This window comes from Pseudomonas sp. 8 R 14 (assembly GCF_900005955.1).
Taxonomy (GTDB): domain Bacteria; phylum Pseudomonadota; class Gammaproteobacteria; order Pseudomonadales; family Pseudomonadaceae; genus Aquipseudomonas; species Aquipseudomonas marginalis.
The window spans coordinates 59,258-77,009 of the sequence record NZ_CVTH01000085.1 but is presented as its reverse complement, the minus strand read 5'-3'; the positions used below and the strand labels follow the sequence as shown (position 1 = coordinate 77,009).

Here is a 17,752-nt window from a genome sequence, read left to right as displayed (position 1 = left end):
GTTATTCCCAGTTGCCCAGGTCGGCGCTGTAGCCTTCGCCGCCGGGCTGGCCGTCCTGACCGTAGAAAATCAGGTCGAACGCACCGTGCTCACCGGGGAAGCGATAGCCGAAGGCATGGCCGAACGGGTCCTTGAGGTCCGACGGCTTGGCATACGGGCCGGCCCAACCGGCGCTGTTGCCCGGCTTGTCGACCAGTTGCTGCAGGCTCTTGGGCGGCGAGCCGACGTCCAGGCCGTAGCTTTCGATCTTCATGCTCAGGCTGGCCAACTGGGCCTTGCCCGCGCCGTATTTGCCCTTGTCCACATTGCCGCCGACCTGGCGTACCACGATGGTCGCGACAATGCCCAGCAGCACGATCACGGCGAGCATTTCCAGCAAGGTAAAACCGCCCTGGCGGCGGGCGGGCTTGAATCGGGTATGGCGCATCAGCGTGTTTCCTTAAGGGTTCATATATTGCTGGTCAGGCTCATCAGCGGCAGCATGATCGCCAGCATGATCACCGCCACCAGCACCGCCATGACCACGGTCAGGGACGGCACCAGCGCGGCGAGCAGGCGGTCGATGCCGCGTTTGGCCTCGACGTCGAACACCTCGGCGACTTTGAGCAGCATGCTGTCGAGTTCGCCGGCCTGTTCGCCGACTTCAATCATTTGCAACGCCAGGTCGGGCAGCAGCGGCTCGCTGCCGAAGGCGCTGGCCAGGGTGCCACCGCCCTTGACCGACTCGGCGGCCTGGGCGACCTGGGCTTGCAGGGCGCGGTTGGTGCAGACCTGGCGGGCAATCACCAGCGCTTGCAGCAGCGCCACACCGTTGCTCAGCAGGGTGCCGAGGGTGCGGGCCAAACGGGCGGCTTCGACCCGTTGCAGCAACGGGCCGATGATGCGGATGCCCAGCACGCGGCGGTCATAGCGTTCGCGGCGCTGGGGATCGCGCAGGCGCGCAGCCAGAGCCCATGCGCCGACAATCAACCCGGCCAGCACCGCCAGGCCGTAGGCCCCGAGGAATTGGCCGAGGCCCAGGATCACCTCGGTGATCAGCGGAATCGGCACGCCCAGGTCCTTGAAGATCGGCACGAACTGCGGCACCACATAGGCCAGCAGCAACGCCAGCGAACCGAGCACGCCGACCACCAGAAACGCCGGGTAGATCAGCGCGTTGATCACTTCGCCCCGGAGTAACTGGCTGCGCTCCAGGTAATCGCTGAGCTGGCGCAGGGTGTCTTCGAGGGCGCCGCCCGCCTCGCCGGCGCGGACCATGCTCAGGTACAGCGGCGAAAACTGGCTGCCCTCCGCCTCCAGCGCCTTGGATAACGGCTGGCCGGCCTTGACCTGTTCGCGGATGCGCTCGATCAGCGCGCGGGTCTGGGGCTGGCCGGGCTGCTTGAGCAGGATGCCCAAGGAGCGTTCCAGCGGCTGGCCGGCGCCCAATAGCGTGGCCAATTGTTGAGTGAAACTGACCAGCGCCGCGCCGTTCAACTGGCCCCGGCCAAAGGCCTTGCGCAAGCCCTGGGCGCCCGCCACCTCGATCTGCAACAGCAGCAAACCGCGCTTGTGCAGCGCGGCGACGGCGGCATCCTGGTCCTTGGCTTCGAGGGTGCCGTTCTGCGCCTGGCCCTGGCTGTCGAGGGCGCGGTATTTGAACAGGCTCATGCGCCCTCTCCCCGGGTGACGCGCAGCACTTCTTCAAGTGAGGTGACACCGGCCACGGCCTGGCGCAGGCCTTCTTCATGCAAGGTGCGCAGGCCGCCACGGCGGGCGGCCTGTTCGAGGGTGGCGGCGTCGGCCTGGCGCATCAACAGGCTGCGCAGTTCGTCGTTCATCACCAGCAGTTCGGTGATCGCACTGCGGCCGTGGTAGCCACCGCCCGGCGCATCGGCGTGGGGGCGATAAAGCATGATCGGGCGCTGCTCGGTAAACCGGTCGAGGCCGTGTTCGGCGATCAATTCCGCCGGTGCTTCGAAGGCTTCGCGGGTGGCCGGGTCCAGGCGCCGCACCAGGCGCTGGGCAAGGATGCCGTTGACGGTCGAGGCAATCAGGTAGCTTTCGACACCCATGTCCAGCAAGCGCGTGATACTCGCCGCCGCGCTGTTGGTGTGCAGGGTCGAGAGCACCAGGTGGCCGGTGAGGGACGACTGGATGGCGATACGGCAGGTTTCCAGGTCGCGGATTTCACCGATCATGATCACGTCCGGATCCTGGCGCACGATGGAGCGCAGCGCACCGGCGAAGTCCAGGCCGATGGCCGGTTTCACCTGGATCTGGTTGATGCCCTCAAGCTGGTATTCCACCGGGTCTTCGACGGTGATGATCTTGCGCTCGGCGGTATTGAGCCGCGACAGCGCGGTGTACAGCGTGGTGGTCTTGCCCGAGCCGGTGGGCCCGGTGACGAGCAGGATGCCGTGGGGCCGCTCGAGCACTTCGAGGAAGGTTTCCAGGCGCTGGCCATCAAAGCCCAGGCTCTGGAAATCGAACTGCACGGTCTGGCGGTCGAGCAACCGCATGACCACCGACTCGCCAAAACTGGTGGGCACCGTGGACACCCGCAAGTCCAGCTCCTTGCCCTGGATGCGCAGCATGATGCGCCCGTCCTGGGGCAGGCGCCGCTCGGCAATGTCCAGGCGCGCCATGATCTTCACCCGCGAAATGACCGCCGCTGAAGAGCTGGACGGCGGCGCCTCGGCGTCGTGCAGCACGCCATCGATGCGGTAGCGCACCTTGAGCTGGTTTTCGAAGGGTTCGATATGAATGTCCGAGGCGCGATGTTCCACCGCGCGCTGCAGGATCAGGTTGACCAGGCGAATCACCGGCGCTTCGGAGGCCATGTCCTTGAGGTGCTCGATGTCTTCCAGGGCACCGCCCTGCTCGTCGAGGTTTTCGATCAGGGTGCCCATCGCCGAACGACCCTGGCCGTAGTAGCGCTCGATCAGGGTTTCGACTTCGTTGCGCGGCCCCACGGCCAGCCACACCGGCACGCCACAGGCATAGGCCATGGCCTGGAACGGGTAGACCAGCGACGGGTTGGCCGCCAGCACCCGCAGGCCGCCCTGGCTCCAGCCCACGGGCACCACCTGGTAGTGGCGCATGAAACGCTCGGTCAATACCGGCAATGGGTCCAACAGCGGCGGCGCAGCATCGGCCAGCAGCAGCGGTGCGCCGAGCAGGTCGGCCCAGGCACGGGCCAGTTCCACTTCGGAAACCAGCCCCAGGCGCGTGAGCAGGCCTAGTAATTCGGTGTCACCGCCCTCCTGGGACAAGCGTCGGGCGCGCTCCAGGTCAACGGTTTTCAAGCCGGCATGTTGCATCAGCCACGCGCAGACCTGTTCGGTGTGCGGGATGTGCAGTTGGCAGGCATCGATGGGCGTTGAAGGGCTGGGCATGGGTAAAAATCTGAGGGGCTATATGACCCCCCTGTAGGAGCGAGCTTGCTCGCGAAAAAGGTACATCCGACGCCGCGATGCGCTTGGAATACTTTCGCGAGCAAGCTCGCTCCTACAGGGGGTCAGGCTTACTTGGTTGGTGCTGTTTTAGAGGTAGCAGATTGGCTCAGCGGCCGCCCACCCTTGGTGGTTTCAGCCTTCTGTTTTTTGACGGCCTTGGCATCGTGGGCCTGGGTCAACACCGTGGAATCGGCGGCGCCGGATTTCGCATCGGCGTCCGTGGACTCGGCCGCCATCGCCGCGCCACTTAGCGCAACGCCCAATACAACACCGGCACCCAACAGGGAAATCTTCATCAACTTTCTCCAGATCAAAAACAGCAGATAGCCCAAGTGGCGCCTTGAACTCGATCAAGACCCTACACCAAAGCGTTGTGTATGACAGCTTGTGTAAACATGGCACTTTGAAACTACCGAGCTATGCCACTAGTTAGCCACGACTCGATAAATTTTCTTAAACCAATCGACTGGTAGGTTTAGCCTTAGTTCCGAAAGGTAAGAAAATATTTCTTATTTCACGCAAAAATTAGCTTTTGTTTGACTTATAACCGCAAGAATTGCCTTAATTATGCGGTTTTTGCGGTTCAAAATGCCATCTCGTGATATCACTTAGACACTATCCACAACAATAACTAATACAATTATTACACTTATAAAACTGCGAAATTCGCCAAATAGTTGCAATTAGCCATCGGTTAAAAATTGCGATCACGGGCAACTATTGCCCAGAAAAAAGTGACGAGGTGCAGTGCAACACGCACTTCTCGGCGCGCCCTGTTTACTGAACTGTTGTCGGAGAGACCCATGAATAAACGCAAAATGATCGGTGCACAGTCGGCTTTCGCCCTGCTGGCACTGGCCGTGTCCCAGGTGCATGCGGCCACCAGTCCTGCCCTGGATGAAGGTCGGGTAAGCCGCGCGGAAAAAGCCGCGGACAAGACCCTGGCAAAGATGACCCTGGAAGAAAAACTCGCCTACATCGGCGGCACCGGCGGCTGGGACGTCAAGCCACTGACCCAGTACGGTATCCCGCAGATCCACGGCGCCGATGGCGGTGTGGGCGTGCGCTACACCAGCGAAGGCAACGCCCAGGGCGTGGTCTACCCGTCGGGGCCGAACCTGGCCGCCAGCTGGAACCCGCGTCGCGCCATCGACCTGGGCCGTGCCCTGGGCTATGACACCGCCAGCGGCGGCTATCAGTTCGTCACCGGCCCTGGTGTGAATCTGTACCGCATGCCGTACAGCGGCCGGGCGTTCGAGTACCTGTCCGGTGAAGACCCGTTCCTCGGCGCCAGCCTGGCGCCGGCCGTGATCAACGGCATTCAGTCCCGTGGCGTGTGGGCCAATGCCAAGCATTTCGCCGCCAACGACCAGGAAAGCAACCGCTTCCACCTCAATGAAATCATCAGCGAACGCGTGCTGCGCGAGATGACCCTGCCGCCGTTCGAGTCCGCCTCGAAGAACAGCAAGGTCGCGATGATGATGTGCGCCTTCCAGAAGGTGAACGGCGAGTTCGCGTGCCAGAACAAGCACCTGATGCGTGACATCCTCAAGACCGAATGGGGCTACCCGGGCTTCGTGCAGAGCGACTACAACGCGGTGGTCGACGGTTTGCCGGCGGCACAGGCGGGTACCGACCTGGACATGATGGGCTACCAGATGAACAGCACCATCCTCAAGCCGTACCTGGACAGCGGCGAGCTGAGCAGCGCGACCATCGATGACAAGGTGCGCCGCATCCTCAAGCAGATCTACCTGTACAAGTTCGACAGCAAGGCGCCGCTGACCAGCCACAACATGAACAGCGCCACCAGCAACCGCGTGGCCCTGAACGCCGCCCGCGAAGGCATCGTGCTGCTGAAAAACCAGAACAGCCTGCTGCCGCTGGACGCCAGGAAGGTCAAGCGCATCGCCGTGGTCGGCACCCTGGCCAAGTACGCGCCGCCTACCGGTTTCGGCAGCGCCAACGTCATGGCCGCCAACTACATCAGTGAGCTGAGCGGCTTGCAGCAACTGGCGCCAGGCGCCAAGGTCGAGTTTATCGACGGGCTGTCCCTGGACCCGGCCACCTCGACCTGGACCCATGCCGACGGCAATGGCAACAGTGTCAAAGGCTTGAAGACCGAGTTCTTCAGCAACACCAACTGGTCCGGTGACCCGGCCGCCAGCCGCACCGACACCCATGTCGACCTGGACTGGTCCACCGACAGCCTGCCGGTGAACGGCGATACCGCCGCCACCTCGATTCGCTACAGCGGCCAGATCACCCCGACGGTCAGCGGCGAGCAGGTGTTCAAGGTGCGTGCCGACGGCGCCGTGCGCCTCTACGTCAACGGCAAGAAAGTCCTCGACAACGGCGACGGCAAGCCGCTGCCGAACAACAGCATTCCGCCGACCATCCCGGTGTTTGCCAAGGTCAACCTGGAAGCCGGCAAACCGGTCGACATCAAGCTGGAATATTCACGTCGCAACGGCTACCTGTCGACCATGGGCGGCCTCGTCGGTGTGCAGATGAGCTGGGCGTCGCTGGTGGCACCGCAGGACCTGGCCAAGTACGACGCGGTACTGGTCGCGGCCGGTAACAGCAATGAGTACGAAGGCGAAGGCTTCGACCACAGCTTCGACCTGCCCGAATACCAGAACCTGCTGATCCAGAGCATCGCCAAGGTCAACCCGAATACCGTGGTCACCCTGCACGGCGGTACCGGCCTGAAGATGAGCGACTGGATCGACCAGGTACCGGCCGCGCTGCATGCGTTCTACCCTGGGCAGAACGGCGGCCAGGCCCTGGCGGAGATCCTGCTGGGCAAGGTCAACCCGTCGGCCAAGCTGCCGATCAGCATCGAGCGCAACATCGAAGACAACCCGATCTACGCGACCTTCCCCACGTTCGACAACCAGGAAACCCTGGCCGAGATGAACTACAAGGACGACCTGTTCCTGGGCTATCGCGGCTACGAGAAAAAGGGCATCAAGCCGCTCTACCCGTTCGGCTATGGCTTGTCGTACACCACCTTCGGCTACAGCAACATCAGCGTGACTCCTGGGGTGGCGGTGGCCGGTGCGCCGATCAAGGTGTCGTTCGACCTGGCCAACACCGGCAAGGTCGCGGGCGCCGAAGTGGCCGAGTTGTACGTGGGCCAGAACAACCCGAAAGTCGAACGCGCGATCAAGGAACTCAAGGGCTACAAGAAGGTGTTCCTCAAGCCGGGCGAGAGCAAGCGCGTGACCATCGAGCTCAACGATCGCTCGCTGGCCTACTACGACGTAGCGAGCAAGCAATGGGTGGTGGATGCCGACAGCTTCAACCTGTCGGTGGGCGCGTCGTCCCAGGATATTCGCCTGAACGCCAAACTGGTCAACCCGTTCCGCCAGGAACTGTCGACCACCACCAGCAACCCGCTGCCACGCTCGGCGCTCAACTCGACGCTGCGTGAATCGACGGTGAAGACCGGCGGTGTGCTGCATCAAAACGAAGGCGACAGCGGCACCAGCGACGGTGATGGCTATGACATGAGCGATGACAGCAGCCAGGGCAGTGCTACCGGCAACTGATCCCTGTGGGAGGGGGCTTGCCCCCGATGAGCATGGGTATCTACACAACTGTGTAGCAGCCAACGCTAACCACGATGCGAAGCGAGCCGCCCTTGATCTTGATCTTGATCTTGATCTCAGGCGCCCCGTTAACCACGCTGGCCGGAATTCGATAGTGTTTTGGGGGGTAAACCGGCAGGGATGCCGGTTTAGCCGCCCCGCGCCATGGATGGCGCGTGGCGGCGGCCCCCCACATCACTGTCGGATTACGGGCACACCGAGCCTGGGCGAGGTGCCGAGTGGTGGGGCGAAGCGTTTTTGGTTACTTTTGGCGCTCTTCCAAAAGTGACCCGCTGTAAGAGCGGAACCCTAAGTAGCCGTTACCGCAGCAACGGATATGTACTCATTCCAACCCCAGCACATGGCCGGCCCAGAGACCGCCATCGGGGGCAAGCCCCCTCCCACATGTTGACAGTGTTCAACTCAGGTTCTGATGGCTGCCTCGACCCGCGCGATGTAGCTGTCAAACCGCGCCACCAGGTCCACCTGCTCGGGAAACCGCAGCCACTGGATCTGCAGGCCATCCATCATGGCCAGGATTTCTTCCACCAGCCCGGCGATGTCCACATCGCTGCGCACCTCCCCCGCCGCGACCAGGTCGGCAAACTGCCCCTGCATGCGCTGGTGAATCGCCGCATAGCGCGCCTGGAACCAGGCCCAGGCCGGATGGGTGTCCAGCAGGCTTTCGGCATTCAAGATGGTAAACGCGCGCACCACGCCCGGTGCCGTGGCGTTCGAACGGTTGATCGCGCGCAGGCTGCCGAGTAAGCCATTGAGGGTTTTCTCCGCACGAACCTCATCGGCAATCCGTTGATTGACCTCATCGCGACGCTGCAACACCCCCATCAACAGCGAGATCTTGCTGGGAAAATGATGCAGCAGCCCGGCCACCGAAATACCCACGATCGCCGCCACCTGGGTCATCGAGGCGCCGCTGTAGCCTTCCAGGGAGAACACCTGCAGGGCCGCGTCCAGCAGCTCTTCGCGGCGTTTTTCACCTTTGGGGGCGCGGCGGGTCTTGGGGGCGGGTTCGGTCATGGGCAGGTCCTAGTGGGCGGTAAAAAAGCTCAGGCGCTTTCCCGTTCGATCAAGCGGCAATCCAACAGGTTCAAACGCTGTACGGCATCCGGCAACACGCCGAGGCTTTCCAGCACGCGGGTTGCCGCCAGTACGCCGATCTCCAAGGCCGGCGGTTTGATCGTACTCAGGCTGGGCAACAACATTTCGGCAAACGGGTAGTCACCGAATCCAAGCACCGCGCACTTTAACCCGGAACGCTGCCCCGCCAGCAAACCACCGGCGGCGAGGTTGTCATTGGCGAAGAAGATCGCGTCAGGTGGGGTGGCGTGGTTCATCAGGGCTTGCATCGCCTGCTTGCCGGCTTCGAAGGGCGCGCTGTCGGCGTCCGGGACGAAGACCCGGGGCTGTACACCCAGTTCGATCAGGGTTGCGGCAAACCCATCACCCCGTTCCAGCGCGCTGAAGTCGCCCGTGGCGCTGTTCTGCACGAAGGCGATTCGCCGATAGCCCTTGCCATACAGGTAGCGCGCGGCCGTGACGCCGACTGCGTAGTGGGAAAAACCGATCTGCACCGGCGCGCGTTCGGGCACGTAGTCCCAGGTTTCCACCACCGGGATATCGGTGTCGGCGATCATCTTTTCGGTACCTGGACTGTGGAAGCGACTGGTCAGCACCAGCGCTGCCGGCGACCAGCCGAGGAACGCGCGCACCGCGCTTTCTTCCTGCTCGGCGCTGAAGTAACTGGACGCCAGCAACAGCTGATACCCATGGCGACTGAGGGTGTCGCTGAAGCCCTGGATCGTGTTGGCAAAGATCGGCCCCGAGATGTTCGGGATCACCATCGCCACGATCCGCCCCCGCGCCGACGCCAGCCCGCCGGCCACCAGGTTGGGCACATAACCCAGCTCGGCCACCACCTCGGCGATGCGCTCGCGACGCTCGGGCGAGACCTGCTCCGGCTGGTTGAAATAGCGCGACACGGTGATCGCCGACACCCCGGCCTGGCGGGCCACGGTGTTCAAGGTGACGCGCCCGGCGCCACGGCGCTTGCGCGGTTTGTCTTCGCTCACGGGATCATCCTGCTAACAACCAAAAAGAATATAGGAATAATTTTTAAGTCTTTGACGCTCTAAACCCGAGCTACCAATAATGCCGATGTTAGCGCTAACAAAGCGCGCTGTCTGCTACTCGCTCAAGCGAATGCCCAAGGCAGTTTCCACAGGCGCTGACGGTCGCAAGAACCGCAGCGGTTCAGGGCATTTTTCGAGCGAACACACCATGCACAGGCACACGCACTTATTCCTTCTCGCCGGTCTGACCGCCCTCCCCGTGCCCGGCGCCTTTGCTGCCGACGAGCAGGAACCCACGCTCAAAGCGGTGACGGTCACCGCCACCCGGCGTGAAGAGTCACTGCAAAAAGTCCCGGTGGCGGTTTCGGTGCTGGACGGCGAACAACTGGAGCGCGACAACCGCAACGGCGTCGCAAGCATCGCCCAGCAAGTGCCGTCGCTGAACTTCCGCACCGGCGCCTCGAACAAGGACACCTCGCTGTTCGTGCGCGGCGTGGGCACTATTTCCACCTCTCCTGGCGTGGAGCCGACGGTGGCCACGGTGATCGACGGCGTGGTCTACGCGCGGCCAGGCCAGGCCACCCTCGACCTGCTGGACCTGGAGCGCATCGAAGTGCTGCGCGGCCCGCAAGGCACCTTGTTCGGCAAGAACGCCTCGGCCGGCGTGCTCAACATCACCAGCAAGGCGCCCAGCGCCGAGACCCATGGCTATATCGACCAGGCGTACTACAGCGGCAACGAAAGCCGCACCCGTTTCGGCATCGGCGGCAGCCTGGTGCCGGATGTGCTCAAAGGCTCGATCAGCACGCTGTTCGGCAGCTACGACGGTAACGTCGATAATCAGCACAACGGCCAGGAGGTCAACGGCTACAACCACAAGGGCATCCGCGGCAAGCTGGAATTCACCCCCAACGATGACGTGAAACTGACCCTGATAGCCGACTACATGCAGTCCCACGACGACGCGCCGAATGGCGTGGTCAGCAAGTCCCTGAGCCCGGCCTTCAGCAATGCCTTGAGCCCGGTGCGCGCCTCCAGCGACAACCGCGACATCAACACCGATACGCGCAGCCATGTCGAAGACACCAACAAAGGCTTGTCCGCTCAGTTGGACTGGAACCTCGGCGACTACACCCTGACCTCGATCACCGCCTGGCGCGGCTGGGACAACACCCAGTACCAGGACGGCGACCGCCTCGGCACGGTGACCGCCGCCTTCCCCGGCACCGCCGACAAGGGCGAGCTGGCCTTCGACCAATACTCCCAGGAACTGCGCCTGGCCTCGCCCAAGGGTGAGTTCCTGGAATACGTCGGCGGCCTGTTCTACATGCACGGCAAGGACGAGGAAACCTATCAGCGCACGCTCACGACCACCACGCGCACCGACCGTGGCATCGCCGACTACAGCACCACCAGCGACAGCTACGCGGTGTTCGGCGAGACCACGCTGAACTTCACCTCGCGTTTTCGTGGCATCGCCGGCCTGCGCTACACCCACGATGAGCTGAAATACGATCACCGCCGCGTCTCCACCTCGGCCACCACGGTCAGCGGGATTCAACCGGCCACCTCCAGCTCCGGCTCGGTGGACGAAGACGGCTGGTCCGGTCGCCTCGGGGTGCAGTACGACATCAGCGACAGCGTCACCAGCTACCTGACCTACTCGCGCGGCTACAAGGGCCCGGCCTACAACGTGTTCTTCAATATGCAACCGCGCGACACCGATGCGCTCAAGCCGGAAACCTCCAACACCTGGGAAGCCGGGATCAAGGCCACCGCCTGGAACAACCGCCTGACCACCAACCTGGCGGTATTCCACAGCGATTACGACAACTACCAGGCGAACTTTTTCGACACCGTCGCCGGCCAGGTCGTGACTCGCCTGATCAACGCCGGCAGCGTCAGCACCGAAGGCGTCGAGCTGGATTACGCCCTGCAGGCCACCCAGCAACTCAAGCTCTCCGGCGCCCTGGCCTACACCCGTGCGCGCATCGATGAGTTCGCCTGCCCGGCGGGCGCAGCAGCGACGTGCAACGTGAACGGCAAGCCACTGCCCTTCAGCCCGGACTGGAAAAGCTACGTGCGCGCCGACTACACGATCCCGCTGGATAACGGCCTGGACATCGAACTGGGCACCGACTACAGCTGGCAGAGCGACGTGCAGTACGACATCAGTCAGAACGTCGACACCAAGCAAGGCGCCTACGGCATCTGGAACGCCAGCGTGGCCCTGGCCGACTACAGCAATGGCTGGCGCGTGGCGTTGCTGGCCAAGAACCTCGCCGACAAGTCCTACTCACCGCTGCTGGCCAGCGGCGGCAACTACATCTACCGCGCCGTACCCCGTGACGATGAGCGTTACTTCGGCGTGCAACTGCGCAAGGATTTCTAGCATGAGCCGTCAACTGAAACTCGGCGCCTTTCTCATGGCCACCGGGCACCATGTCGCCGCCTGGCGCCACCCGGACGTGCCGGCGGATGCCGGGCTGGATTTCGCCCAGTACAAACACCTGGCGCGGGTGGCCGAAGCGGCGAAGTTCGATGCGCTGTTCGTGGCCGACAGCATCGCCGCCGCCACCGGCACGATCGCCAGCCATATGGCGCGCTCGGACCATTTCGAGCCGCTCACCCTGCTCTCGGCGCTGAGTGCGGTGACCGATAACATCGGCCTGATCGCCACGGCGACCACCAGCTACAACGAGCCCTATCATGTGGCGCGCAAGTTCGCCTCGCTGGATCACCTGTCCGGCGGCCGCGCGGGCTGGAACCTGGTGACCTCGGACAACGCCGCCGAAGCGCAGAATTTTGGCCGCGACGAACACCTCGGCCATGGCGAACGCTACAGCCGCGCCAAGGAGTTTCATCAAGTGGTGACCGGGCTGTGGGACAGCTGGGAAGACGATGCCTTTGTGCGCGACAAGGCCAGCGGCAACTATTACGACCCGACGAAACTGCATGTACTGGACCATGTGGGCGAACACTTCCGGGTCAAGGGCCCGCTGAATGTGGCGCGCTCGCCCCAGGGCCAGCCGGTGATCGTGCAGGCCGGCTCGTCCGAAGCCGGCCGTGAGCTGGCCGCGCAGACCGCCGAGGTGGTGTTTACCGCACAGACCTCGCTGGCCAATGCCCAGGCGTTTTATGCCGACCTCAAGGGCCGCTTGAGCCGGTACGGGCGCGGGCCGGACTCGCTGAAAATCATGCCCGGTGTGTTTGTGGTGGTCGGGGCGACCGAGGCCGAGGCCCAGGCCAAATTCGAGGCATTCCAGGATCTCGTCGAACCTGAGGTGGGCGTCGCGTTGCTGGGGCGCATGCTGGGCAATTTCGACCTGTCCGGCTACCCGCTGGACGGGCCGTTGCCGGCGCTGCCGTTGACCGACAGCGGACAACGCAGTCGTCAGCAACTGCTGAGCGACTTGGCCAACCGTGAGCAACTGACCCTCGCGCAATTGGGTCGGCGAATTGCCGGTGGCCGCGGGCATTACAGCCTGATCGGCACGCCTGCGCAGATTGCCGATGAGCTGCAGAACTGGTTCGAAAACGGCGCGGCCGATGGCTTCAATATCCTGGTGCCGCACTTGCCGGGTGGGTTGGAAGACGTCGCGCAATGGGTGGTGCCCGAGCTGCAGCGGCGCGGCCTGTTTCGCACTGAATACAGCGGTTCCACCTTGCGCGAAAACCTCGGCCTGGCGCGCCCGGCCCATCGATTTACAGAGGGTAAAGCATGAAGTTTCCAGCACTGCTCCTGGCCTTGCTGGCGGTGACGCAAACCGCCCTGGCCGCCGACCCCGCCACCTTGCGTATCGGCTACCAAAAAGGCTCCATCGCGCTGGTCCTCGCCAAGCAACATGACCTGCTGGAAAAGCGTTTCCCGAAGACGGAGGTGAAGTGGATCGAGTTCCCCGCCGGCCCGCAGATGCTTGAAGCGCTGAACGTGGGGGCACTGGATGTGGGTTCCACCGGCGACATCCCGCCGCTGTTCGCCCAAGCCGCCGGGGCCGACCTGGTCTACATCGGCGCCGAACCGCCCAAGCCGAGCGCCGAGACGATCCTGGTGCGCAACGATAGCCCGCTGCATTCGGTGGCGGACCTCAAGGGCAAGAAAGTGGCGTTCCAGAAGGGTTCCAGCTCCCACAACCTGATCCTGCGCGCGCTGAACAACGCCGGCCTGAGCTACAAGGACATCCAACCGGTGTACCTGCCCCCGGCCGATGCGCGAGCGGCGTTCGAACAAGGCAACGTCGATGCCTGGGCGATCTGGGAACCCTACTCGTCACTCGCCTTGAGCCAGAGCCCCAGCCATGTGCTGGCCAATGGCGAAGGCTTGGGCCTGTCTGGACCGGTGTACAGCGCGCGGCGCGAGTATGCGCGGGACAACGGGGCGTTTATCCATGACCTGCTCGACGAACTCACCGCCGCCGAAGCCCTCACCCGCAGCCAGCGCGAAGACAGCCTGAACGTACTGACCGACTTCATGGGCCTGCCCGCCGACGTGGTTGCACGCTACATGGACAACCGCCCGCCTTCGCCGATTTTGCCGATTGATGACAAGATTATTGAGGCGCAGCAGGCGACGGCGGATCTGTTTTTCCAGAATCGGTTGTTGCCCAAGGCCATTGAGGTGAAGAAGGCCGTGTGGAGTTCCAAAGCCGACTGAGATCCTAATGTGGGAGGGGGCTTGCTCCCGATGGCGGTGGGTCAGTCAATGCATGAGGTGACTGACCCACTGCTATCGGGAGCAAGCCCCCTCCCACATTTTTTGACCGAGTCAGGCTTGGGCTCGGGTGCTTTTTTCGATCAGGCACATGGGGGTGCCGGCCACCGGTTCGCTCATGATCTGCACCTGCACCTCAAACACCTGGCGCATCAACTCGGCACTGATCACCTGTGCCGGCGCGCCATCGGCCACCAGTTTGCCGGCGTGCATCACCGCCAGGTGGTCGGCGTAGCGGCAGGCCTGGTTGATGTCGTGGAGCACGGTGATCACGGTCTTGCCTCCGGCGGCGAGTTCGCCCATCAGGTCGAGCAGTTCGACTTGGTGGCTGATGTCGAGGTAGGTGGTGGGTTCGTCGAGCAGCACTACGGGGGCGTTCTGTGCCAGGACCATGGCCAGCCAGGCGCGTTGACGCTGGCCGCCGGACAGGTCCGCCAGGGCGCGGTCGGCCAGATTGTCGAGTTCCAGGCGTTGCATCGCCTGGGTCACATGGGCCTGGTCATTGCCGCTCAGGCGTCCCCACAGCGAGTTGTGCGGGCTGCGGCCATAGGCGACCAACTGGCGCACGCTGACGCCTTCGGGCACCGGCAGCACTTGGGGCAGGAATGCAATGTGCCGGGCCAGTTGGCGGGCGGACAGGCTGGCGTAGGCCTGGCCATCCAGGCTCAGCTCACCTTGCGTGGGCTTGAGGATGCGCGCAAACGCCTTGAGCAAGGTGGACTTGCCGCAGCCATTGGGGCCGATTAACGCGGTGACTTTTCCCGTCGGCGGCGTAAACGACAGCCTCTGCACGATGGGTGTGGCGCCGTAGCCGATATCCAGCGCGCGTGCTTGAAGAATACTCATGTCATCAGCCCTTGAACCGTGCCAGCAACCAAAGAAAATACGGTGCGCCAATCACCGCCGTAAGCACCCCGGCGGGGATTTCGCTGGGCGCGATCAGCGTGCGCCCGAGGGTGTCGGCCAGCACCAGTAACAGCGCGCCGATCAGCATCGCCGCCGGCAGCAGGTACTGGTGATGCCCACCGACCAGGCGCCGTGCCATATGCGGTGCGACCAGGCCGATAAAGCCGATCGGCCCGATCACGCCCACGCCCAGGCTGGTGAGCAGCACCGCGCAGGCCATCGCCAGCCAGCGTGTGCGGTTCAGTGCGGTGCCCAGGCTGTGGGCCGCCTCATCGCCGAGGGCGATCAGGTTAAGCGGTTTGGCCAGGCACAGCCCCAGCGGGATCAACACCAGGAACGGCAGCACTAGCGCTACATGGTGCCAGTTGCGGCTCCACAGGCTGCCAGTGAGCGCGAGCAAGGCGGTGTTGATGTCCAGCGGGTGGGACAGGATCAGAAACTCGGTGACGCTGGACAAGGTCACCGCAATCGCCACCCCGGACAGCGCAAAACGCACGCCGGAAAAATTCACGCCGGTGTTGTACAGCGCCAGCAACAAAGCGCCACCGGCGCCGCCCAGGCACGCCACCAGCGGCAGCCAGGCAATCGGCAGGTGCGGCCAGCTGATGATCGCCACGGTCAGCGCGAGCCCCGCACCTTGGGTGACACCGAGGATCTCCGGCGAGGCCAGCGGGTTGCGAATCACGCCCTGCACAATCGCCCCGGCCAGGCCGAATGCGCAGCCGGCGAGGATCGCGATCAGGCTGCGTGGCAGGCGGTGGTTCCAGACTTCAAAGTCGAGGGCGTCATGGGCCAGCAGGCGCTCCAGCACGGTTTCGGGCGTGAGCCACAGGGTGCCGGCGCTGAGGCTGACGAAAGTCGCCAGCAGCAACAAACCGAACAGCAACCAGAGGCGCAATCGTGGCTGGGTCATAGGGCACGCCTGGCGAGAAAGAGGAAGAATGGTGCACCAATCAGTGCCGTGACCACCCCGGCCGGGGTTTCCACCGGGAACGCCACGGCGCGGCTGAGCAGGTCGGCACCCAGCACGATCACTGCGCCCAAGGCGGCACTGAGTGGGATCAGCCAGCGGTAGTCATTACCGAGAAACTGGCGAAGGATATTCGGCGCGATCAACCCGACAAAGCCGATGGGCCCGACCGCGCAGACACTCGCCCCCACCAGCAACAGGCTGGCGACGAACACCTGCAAACGCAGGCTGGCAATGCCCACGCCCAACGAGCGCGCGGCGTCTTCGCCAAGGTTGATCAGGTTCAAGCGCGGCGCACACCACAGCGCCCACAGGCCGCCGATCAAGGTGCACGGCCAGAGCAATTGCACCTGGGCCGCACCGACGTTGGCCAGGGAACCGGCCAGCCAATTGAGCACGCTTTGCGCCTGGGCCTCGACCAGGATCACCGTGAGCCGCGTCAAGGCAGCACACAACGCGGCGACGGCCACCCCAGCCAACACCAGGCGACCTTGGGCCGTGGCCGGCGACCAGGCGCCACCGAGGCTGAACACTGTGATCCAGGCCAGTGCGCCGCCCAGGCAGGTCATCAGCAAGGCAGCGCCGGCAAACGGCGGTGCGACCAACCCGGTGGAAAACAACGCGAGCCCCAACGCCGCACCTGCCGTCACGCCGAACAGCGACGGCGATGCCAGACGGTTGCGGGTGATGCCCTGCATCAGCGCCCCGGCCAGGCCCAGGCAGGCGCCCACCAATGCCGCGCACACCGCACGCGGCACGCGCAACTGGGCGACGATATAGGCCATATTGCCGCCCACGCTGCCCTGATGCACCAGCCCATTCCAGGCGTCGGCCGCCGTGAGAGTGAACGGCGACCAGCTGTACAACGACAGCCAGAACAACACGGCAGCCAGCACCACGATGCCGGCTGCGGCCAAACCACGGCCCATGCTTATTGGCTCAGTACGGCTTTGCCGCCCTTGAGGATCGCCAGGGTGTCCTCGGCGATCTGCTCCGAGGCCAACACACCACGGTTGCGCGCCCAGCTGTCACCGTCCACTTCGGCCACCTGCTGGTTGCGCACCGCGCCCAACACTTGCCACAGCGGCTGCTTGCTCCAGCTGTCGACGATGCTCGGGCGGCGGTAATGGCCGACCAGCAGCCAACCTGGATCGAGGGCGAGCAGTTGTTCGAGGCTAACGAATTCGGTCGGCGCGGCGTTGGCGCGCACCGACGGCACTTTCAGGCCGATGGCTTGCAGCACGCTGCCGGCGTAGGAGTCCGGGCCGTGCACGGAGAAGCTGTCTTCACGGGCGACACCGAACAACACGCTGGCACCGGCGGGGATCTGCTGGGCGATTTTCTTCAGGTTTTCGCGGTTTTGTGCGATGCGGGCTTCCATCTGCGGGCTTTTGCCCAAGGCCTTGCCGATCAGCTCAGCGGACTTGAGGCTGCCCTCGTAATCCTCACCGCGCGACGGCAGCAACAGGGTTGGCGCAATACTCGCCAAGTCGCTGTACAGCGCCTGGTGGCGGTTGAGGTCGGCCACGATCAGGTCCGGCTTGAGCCGCGCGATTTCCTCGATGCTCGGTTGCGAGCGCAGGCCCACGGATTTCCACTGGCCGATGGCCTGACGCACACGCGGCAACACGCGATTGGCGTCGCCATCATCGGCGGCGCCGACGGGGGTGACGTCCACGGCGGCGAGGCTGTCGAGAAAAGAGAACTCCAACACCACCACACGCTTGGGCGCATCGGGCAGATGCACCGCGTGCTGGCCGTCATTGAGGTCGATGGGGGCAGCGCTCAGCAGGCTGGAAGAGAACGCCAGCAGGCAGGCGGCAAGGGTGGGGATGGAGCGCAGCAATCGCATGGAGGTACCTCGGCGTTAAAACACCCCAACTGGACGGGCTGGGGAAAACGGCGGGTACTATTCCATATCGGGGCGACGTGATCAAAAAACATTCTCATTTGTGGGAGGGGGCAAGCCCTAATGCCAGTCAGTTAAGGCTTTTTGTAGGAGCGAGCTTGCTCGCGAAAAACTCACAGGCGCCGCGTTCATTCAG

At 63.7% G+C, this 17,752-nt stretch carries 14 protein-coding genes; 4 read left to right on the top strand and 10 right to left on the bottom strand.

What is annotated here, in order from left to right:
- Window position 1: 1 nt before the first annotated feature.
- The 4 genes from gspG to BFQ01_RS24840 all read right to left on the bottom strand — a co-directional run bounded on the left by gspG (window position 2) and on the right by BFQ01_RS24840 (window position 3,733).
- Complete coding sequence (gene gspG / locus BFQ01_RS24855) at window positions 2-427, bottom strand: type II secretion system major pseudopilin GspG (protein ID WP_027607415.1); 426 nt, start codon at window positions 425-427, stop codon at window positions 2-4.
- A 20-nt stretch (window positions 428-447) separates the two neighbouring features.
- Window positions 448-1,650 carry a type II secretion system inner membrane protein GspF gene (gene gspF, locus BFQ01_RS24850; RefSeq protein ID WP_027607414.1) on the bottom strand — a complete coding sequence of 401 codons (1,203 nt, stop codon included), beginning with the start codon at window positions 1,648-1,650 and terminating at the stop codon, window positions 448-450.
- Window positions 1,647-3,377 (bottom strand): type II secretion system ATPase GspE, encoded by a 1,731-nt coding sequence (gspE, locus tag BFQ01_RS24845; RefSeq protein WP_065927289.1) that lies wholly within the window; start codon window positions 3,375-3,377, stop codon window positions 1,647-1,649. Before gspE ends, gspF begins: the two co-directional genes overlap by 4 nt.
- Window positions 3,378-3,505: 128 nt before the next feature.
- The gene (locus BFQ01_RS24840; protein WP_065927288.1) at window positions 3,506-3,733 is read right to left on the bottom strand and encodes a hypothetical protein; all 228 of its coding nucleotides are present in this window, start codon (window positions 3,731-3,733) and stop codon (window positions 3,506-3,508) included.
- Between the two features lie 507 nt (window positions 3,734-4,240).
- Here BFQ01_RS24840 and BFQ01_RS24835 point away from each other — a divergent pair.
- Entirely contained in the window at window positions 4,241-6,991 is a 2,751-nt protein-coding gene (locus BFQ01_RS24835; RefSeq protein ID WP_065927287.1) for a beta-glucosidase, read from the top strand.
- A gap of 462 nt (window positions 6,992-7,453) precedes the next feature.
- On the opposite strand, the gene BFQ01_RS24830 is transcribed toward BFQ01_RS24835, so the two are convergent.
- Together BFQ01_RS24830 and BFQ01_RS24825 are read right to left on the bottom strand one after the other, a co-directional pair.
- A complete protein-coding gene (locus tag BFQ01_RS24830; RefSeq protein WP_065927286.1) occupies window positions 7,454-8,068 on the bottom strand; it encodes a TetR/AcrR family transcriptional regulator in 615 nt (204 codons plus the stop codon).
- Between the two features lie 29 nt (window positions 8,069-8,097).
- Window positions 8,098-9,120 (bottom strand): LacI family DNA-binding transcriptional regulator, encoded by a 1,023-nt coding sequence (locus BFQ01_RS24825; protein WP_065927285.1) that lies wholly within the window; start codon window positions 9,118-9,120, stop codon window positions 8,098-8,100.
- A gap of 79 nt (window positions 9,121-9,199) precedes the next feature.
- Between BFQ01_RS24825 and BFQ01_RS24820 the strand changes: the two genes are divergently transcribed.
- Genes BFQ01_RS24820 through BFQ01_RS24810 form a run of 3 tightly spaced genes read left to right on the top strand, consistent with a single transcriptional unit; the run spans window position 9,200 to window position 13,774 of the window.
- On the top strand, window positions 9,200-11,512 hold the full coding sequence (locus BFQ01_RS24820; RefSeq protein WP_370671274.1) for a TonB-dependent receptor: 2,313 nt from the start codon (window positions 9,200-9,202) through the stop codon (window positions 11,510-11,512).
- A complete protein-coding gene (locus BFQ01_RS24815) occupies window positions 11,505-12,845 on the top strand; it encodes an LLM class flavin-dependent oxidoreductase (protein WP_065927316.1) in 1,341 nt (446 codons plus the stop codon). The genes BFQ01_RS24820 and BFQ01_RS24815 overlap by 8 nt, the downstream gene beginning before the upstream one ends.
- A complete protein-coding gene (locus tag BFQ01_RS24810) occupies window positions 12,842-13,774 on the top strand; it encodes a sulfonate ABC transporter substrate-binding protein (protein ID WP_065927283.1) in 933 nt (310 codons plus the stop codon). The genes BFQ01_RS24815 and BFQ01_RS24810 overlap by 4 nt, the downstream gene beginning before the upstream one ends.
- Window positions 13,775-13,885: 111 nt before the next feature.
- Here BFQ01_RS24810 and fecE read toward each other — a convergent pair whose 3' ends face one another.
- The 4 genes from fecE to BFQ01_RS24790 are packed head-to-tail and all read right to left on the bottom strand — an operon-like array spanning window position 13,886 to window position 17,559.
- Window positions 13,886-14,677: a Fe(3+) dicitrate ABC transporter ATP-binding protein FecE gene (gene fecE, locus BFQ01_RS24805; protein WP_065927282.1), complete on the bottom strand. Its 792-nt coding sequence runs from the start codon at window positions 14,675-14,677 to the stop codon at window positions 13,886-13,888.
- Window positions 14,678-14,681: 4 nt separating this feature from the next.
- Entirely contained in the window at window positions 14,682-15,650 is a 969-nt protein-coding gene (locus BFQ01_RS24800; protein ID WP_065927281.1) for an iron chelate uptake ABC transporter family permease subunit, read from the bottom strand.
- The gene (gene fecC / locus BFQ01_RS24795) at window positions 15,647-16,636 is read right to left on the bottom strand and encodes an iron-dicitrate ABC transporter permease FecC (protein WP_065927280.1); all 990 of its coding nucleotides are present in this window, start codon (window positions 16,634-16,636) and stop codon (window positions 15,647-15,649) included. Before fecC ends, BFQ01_RS24800 begins: the two co-directional genes overlap by 4 nt.
- A 2-nt stretch (window positions 16,637-16,638) precedes the next feature.
- A complete protein-coding gene (locus BFQ01_RS24790) occupies window positions 16,639-17,559 on the bottom strand; it encodes a Fe(3+) dicitrate ABC transporter substrate-binding protein (protein ID WP_065927279.1) in 921 nt (306 codons plus the stop codon).
- Window positions 17,560-17,752: the final 193 nt, after the last annotated feature.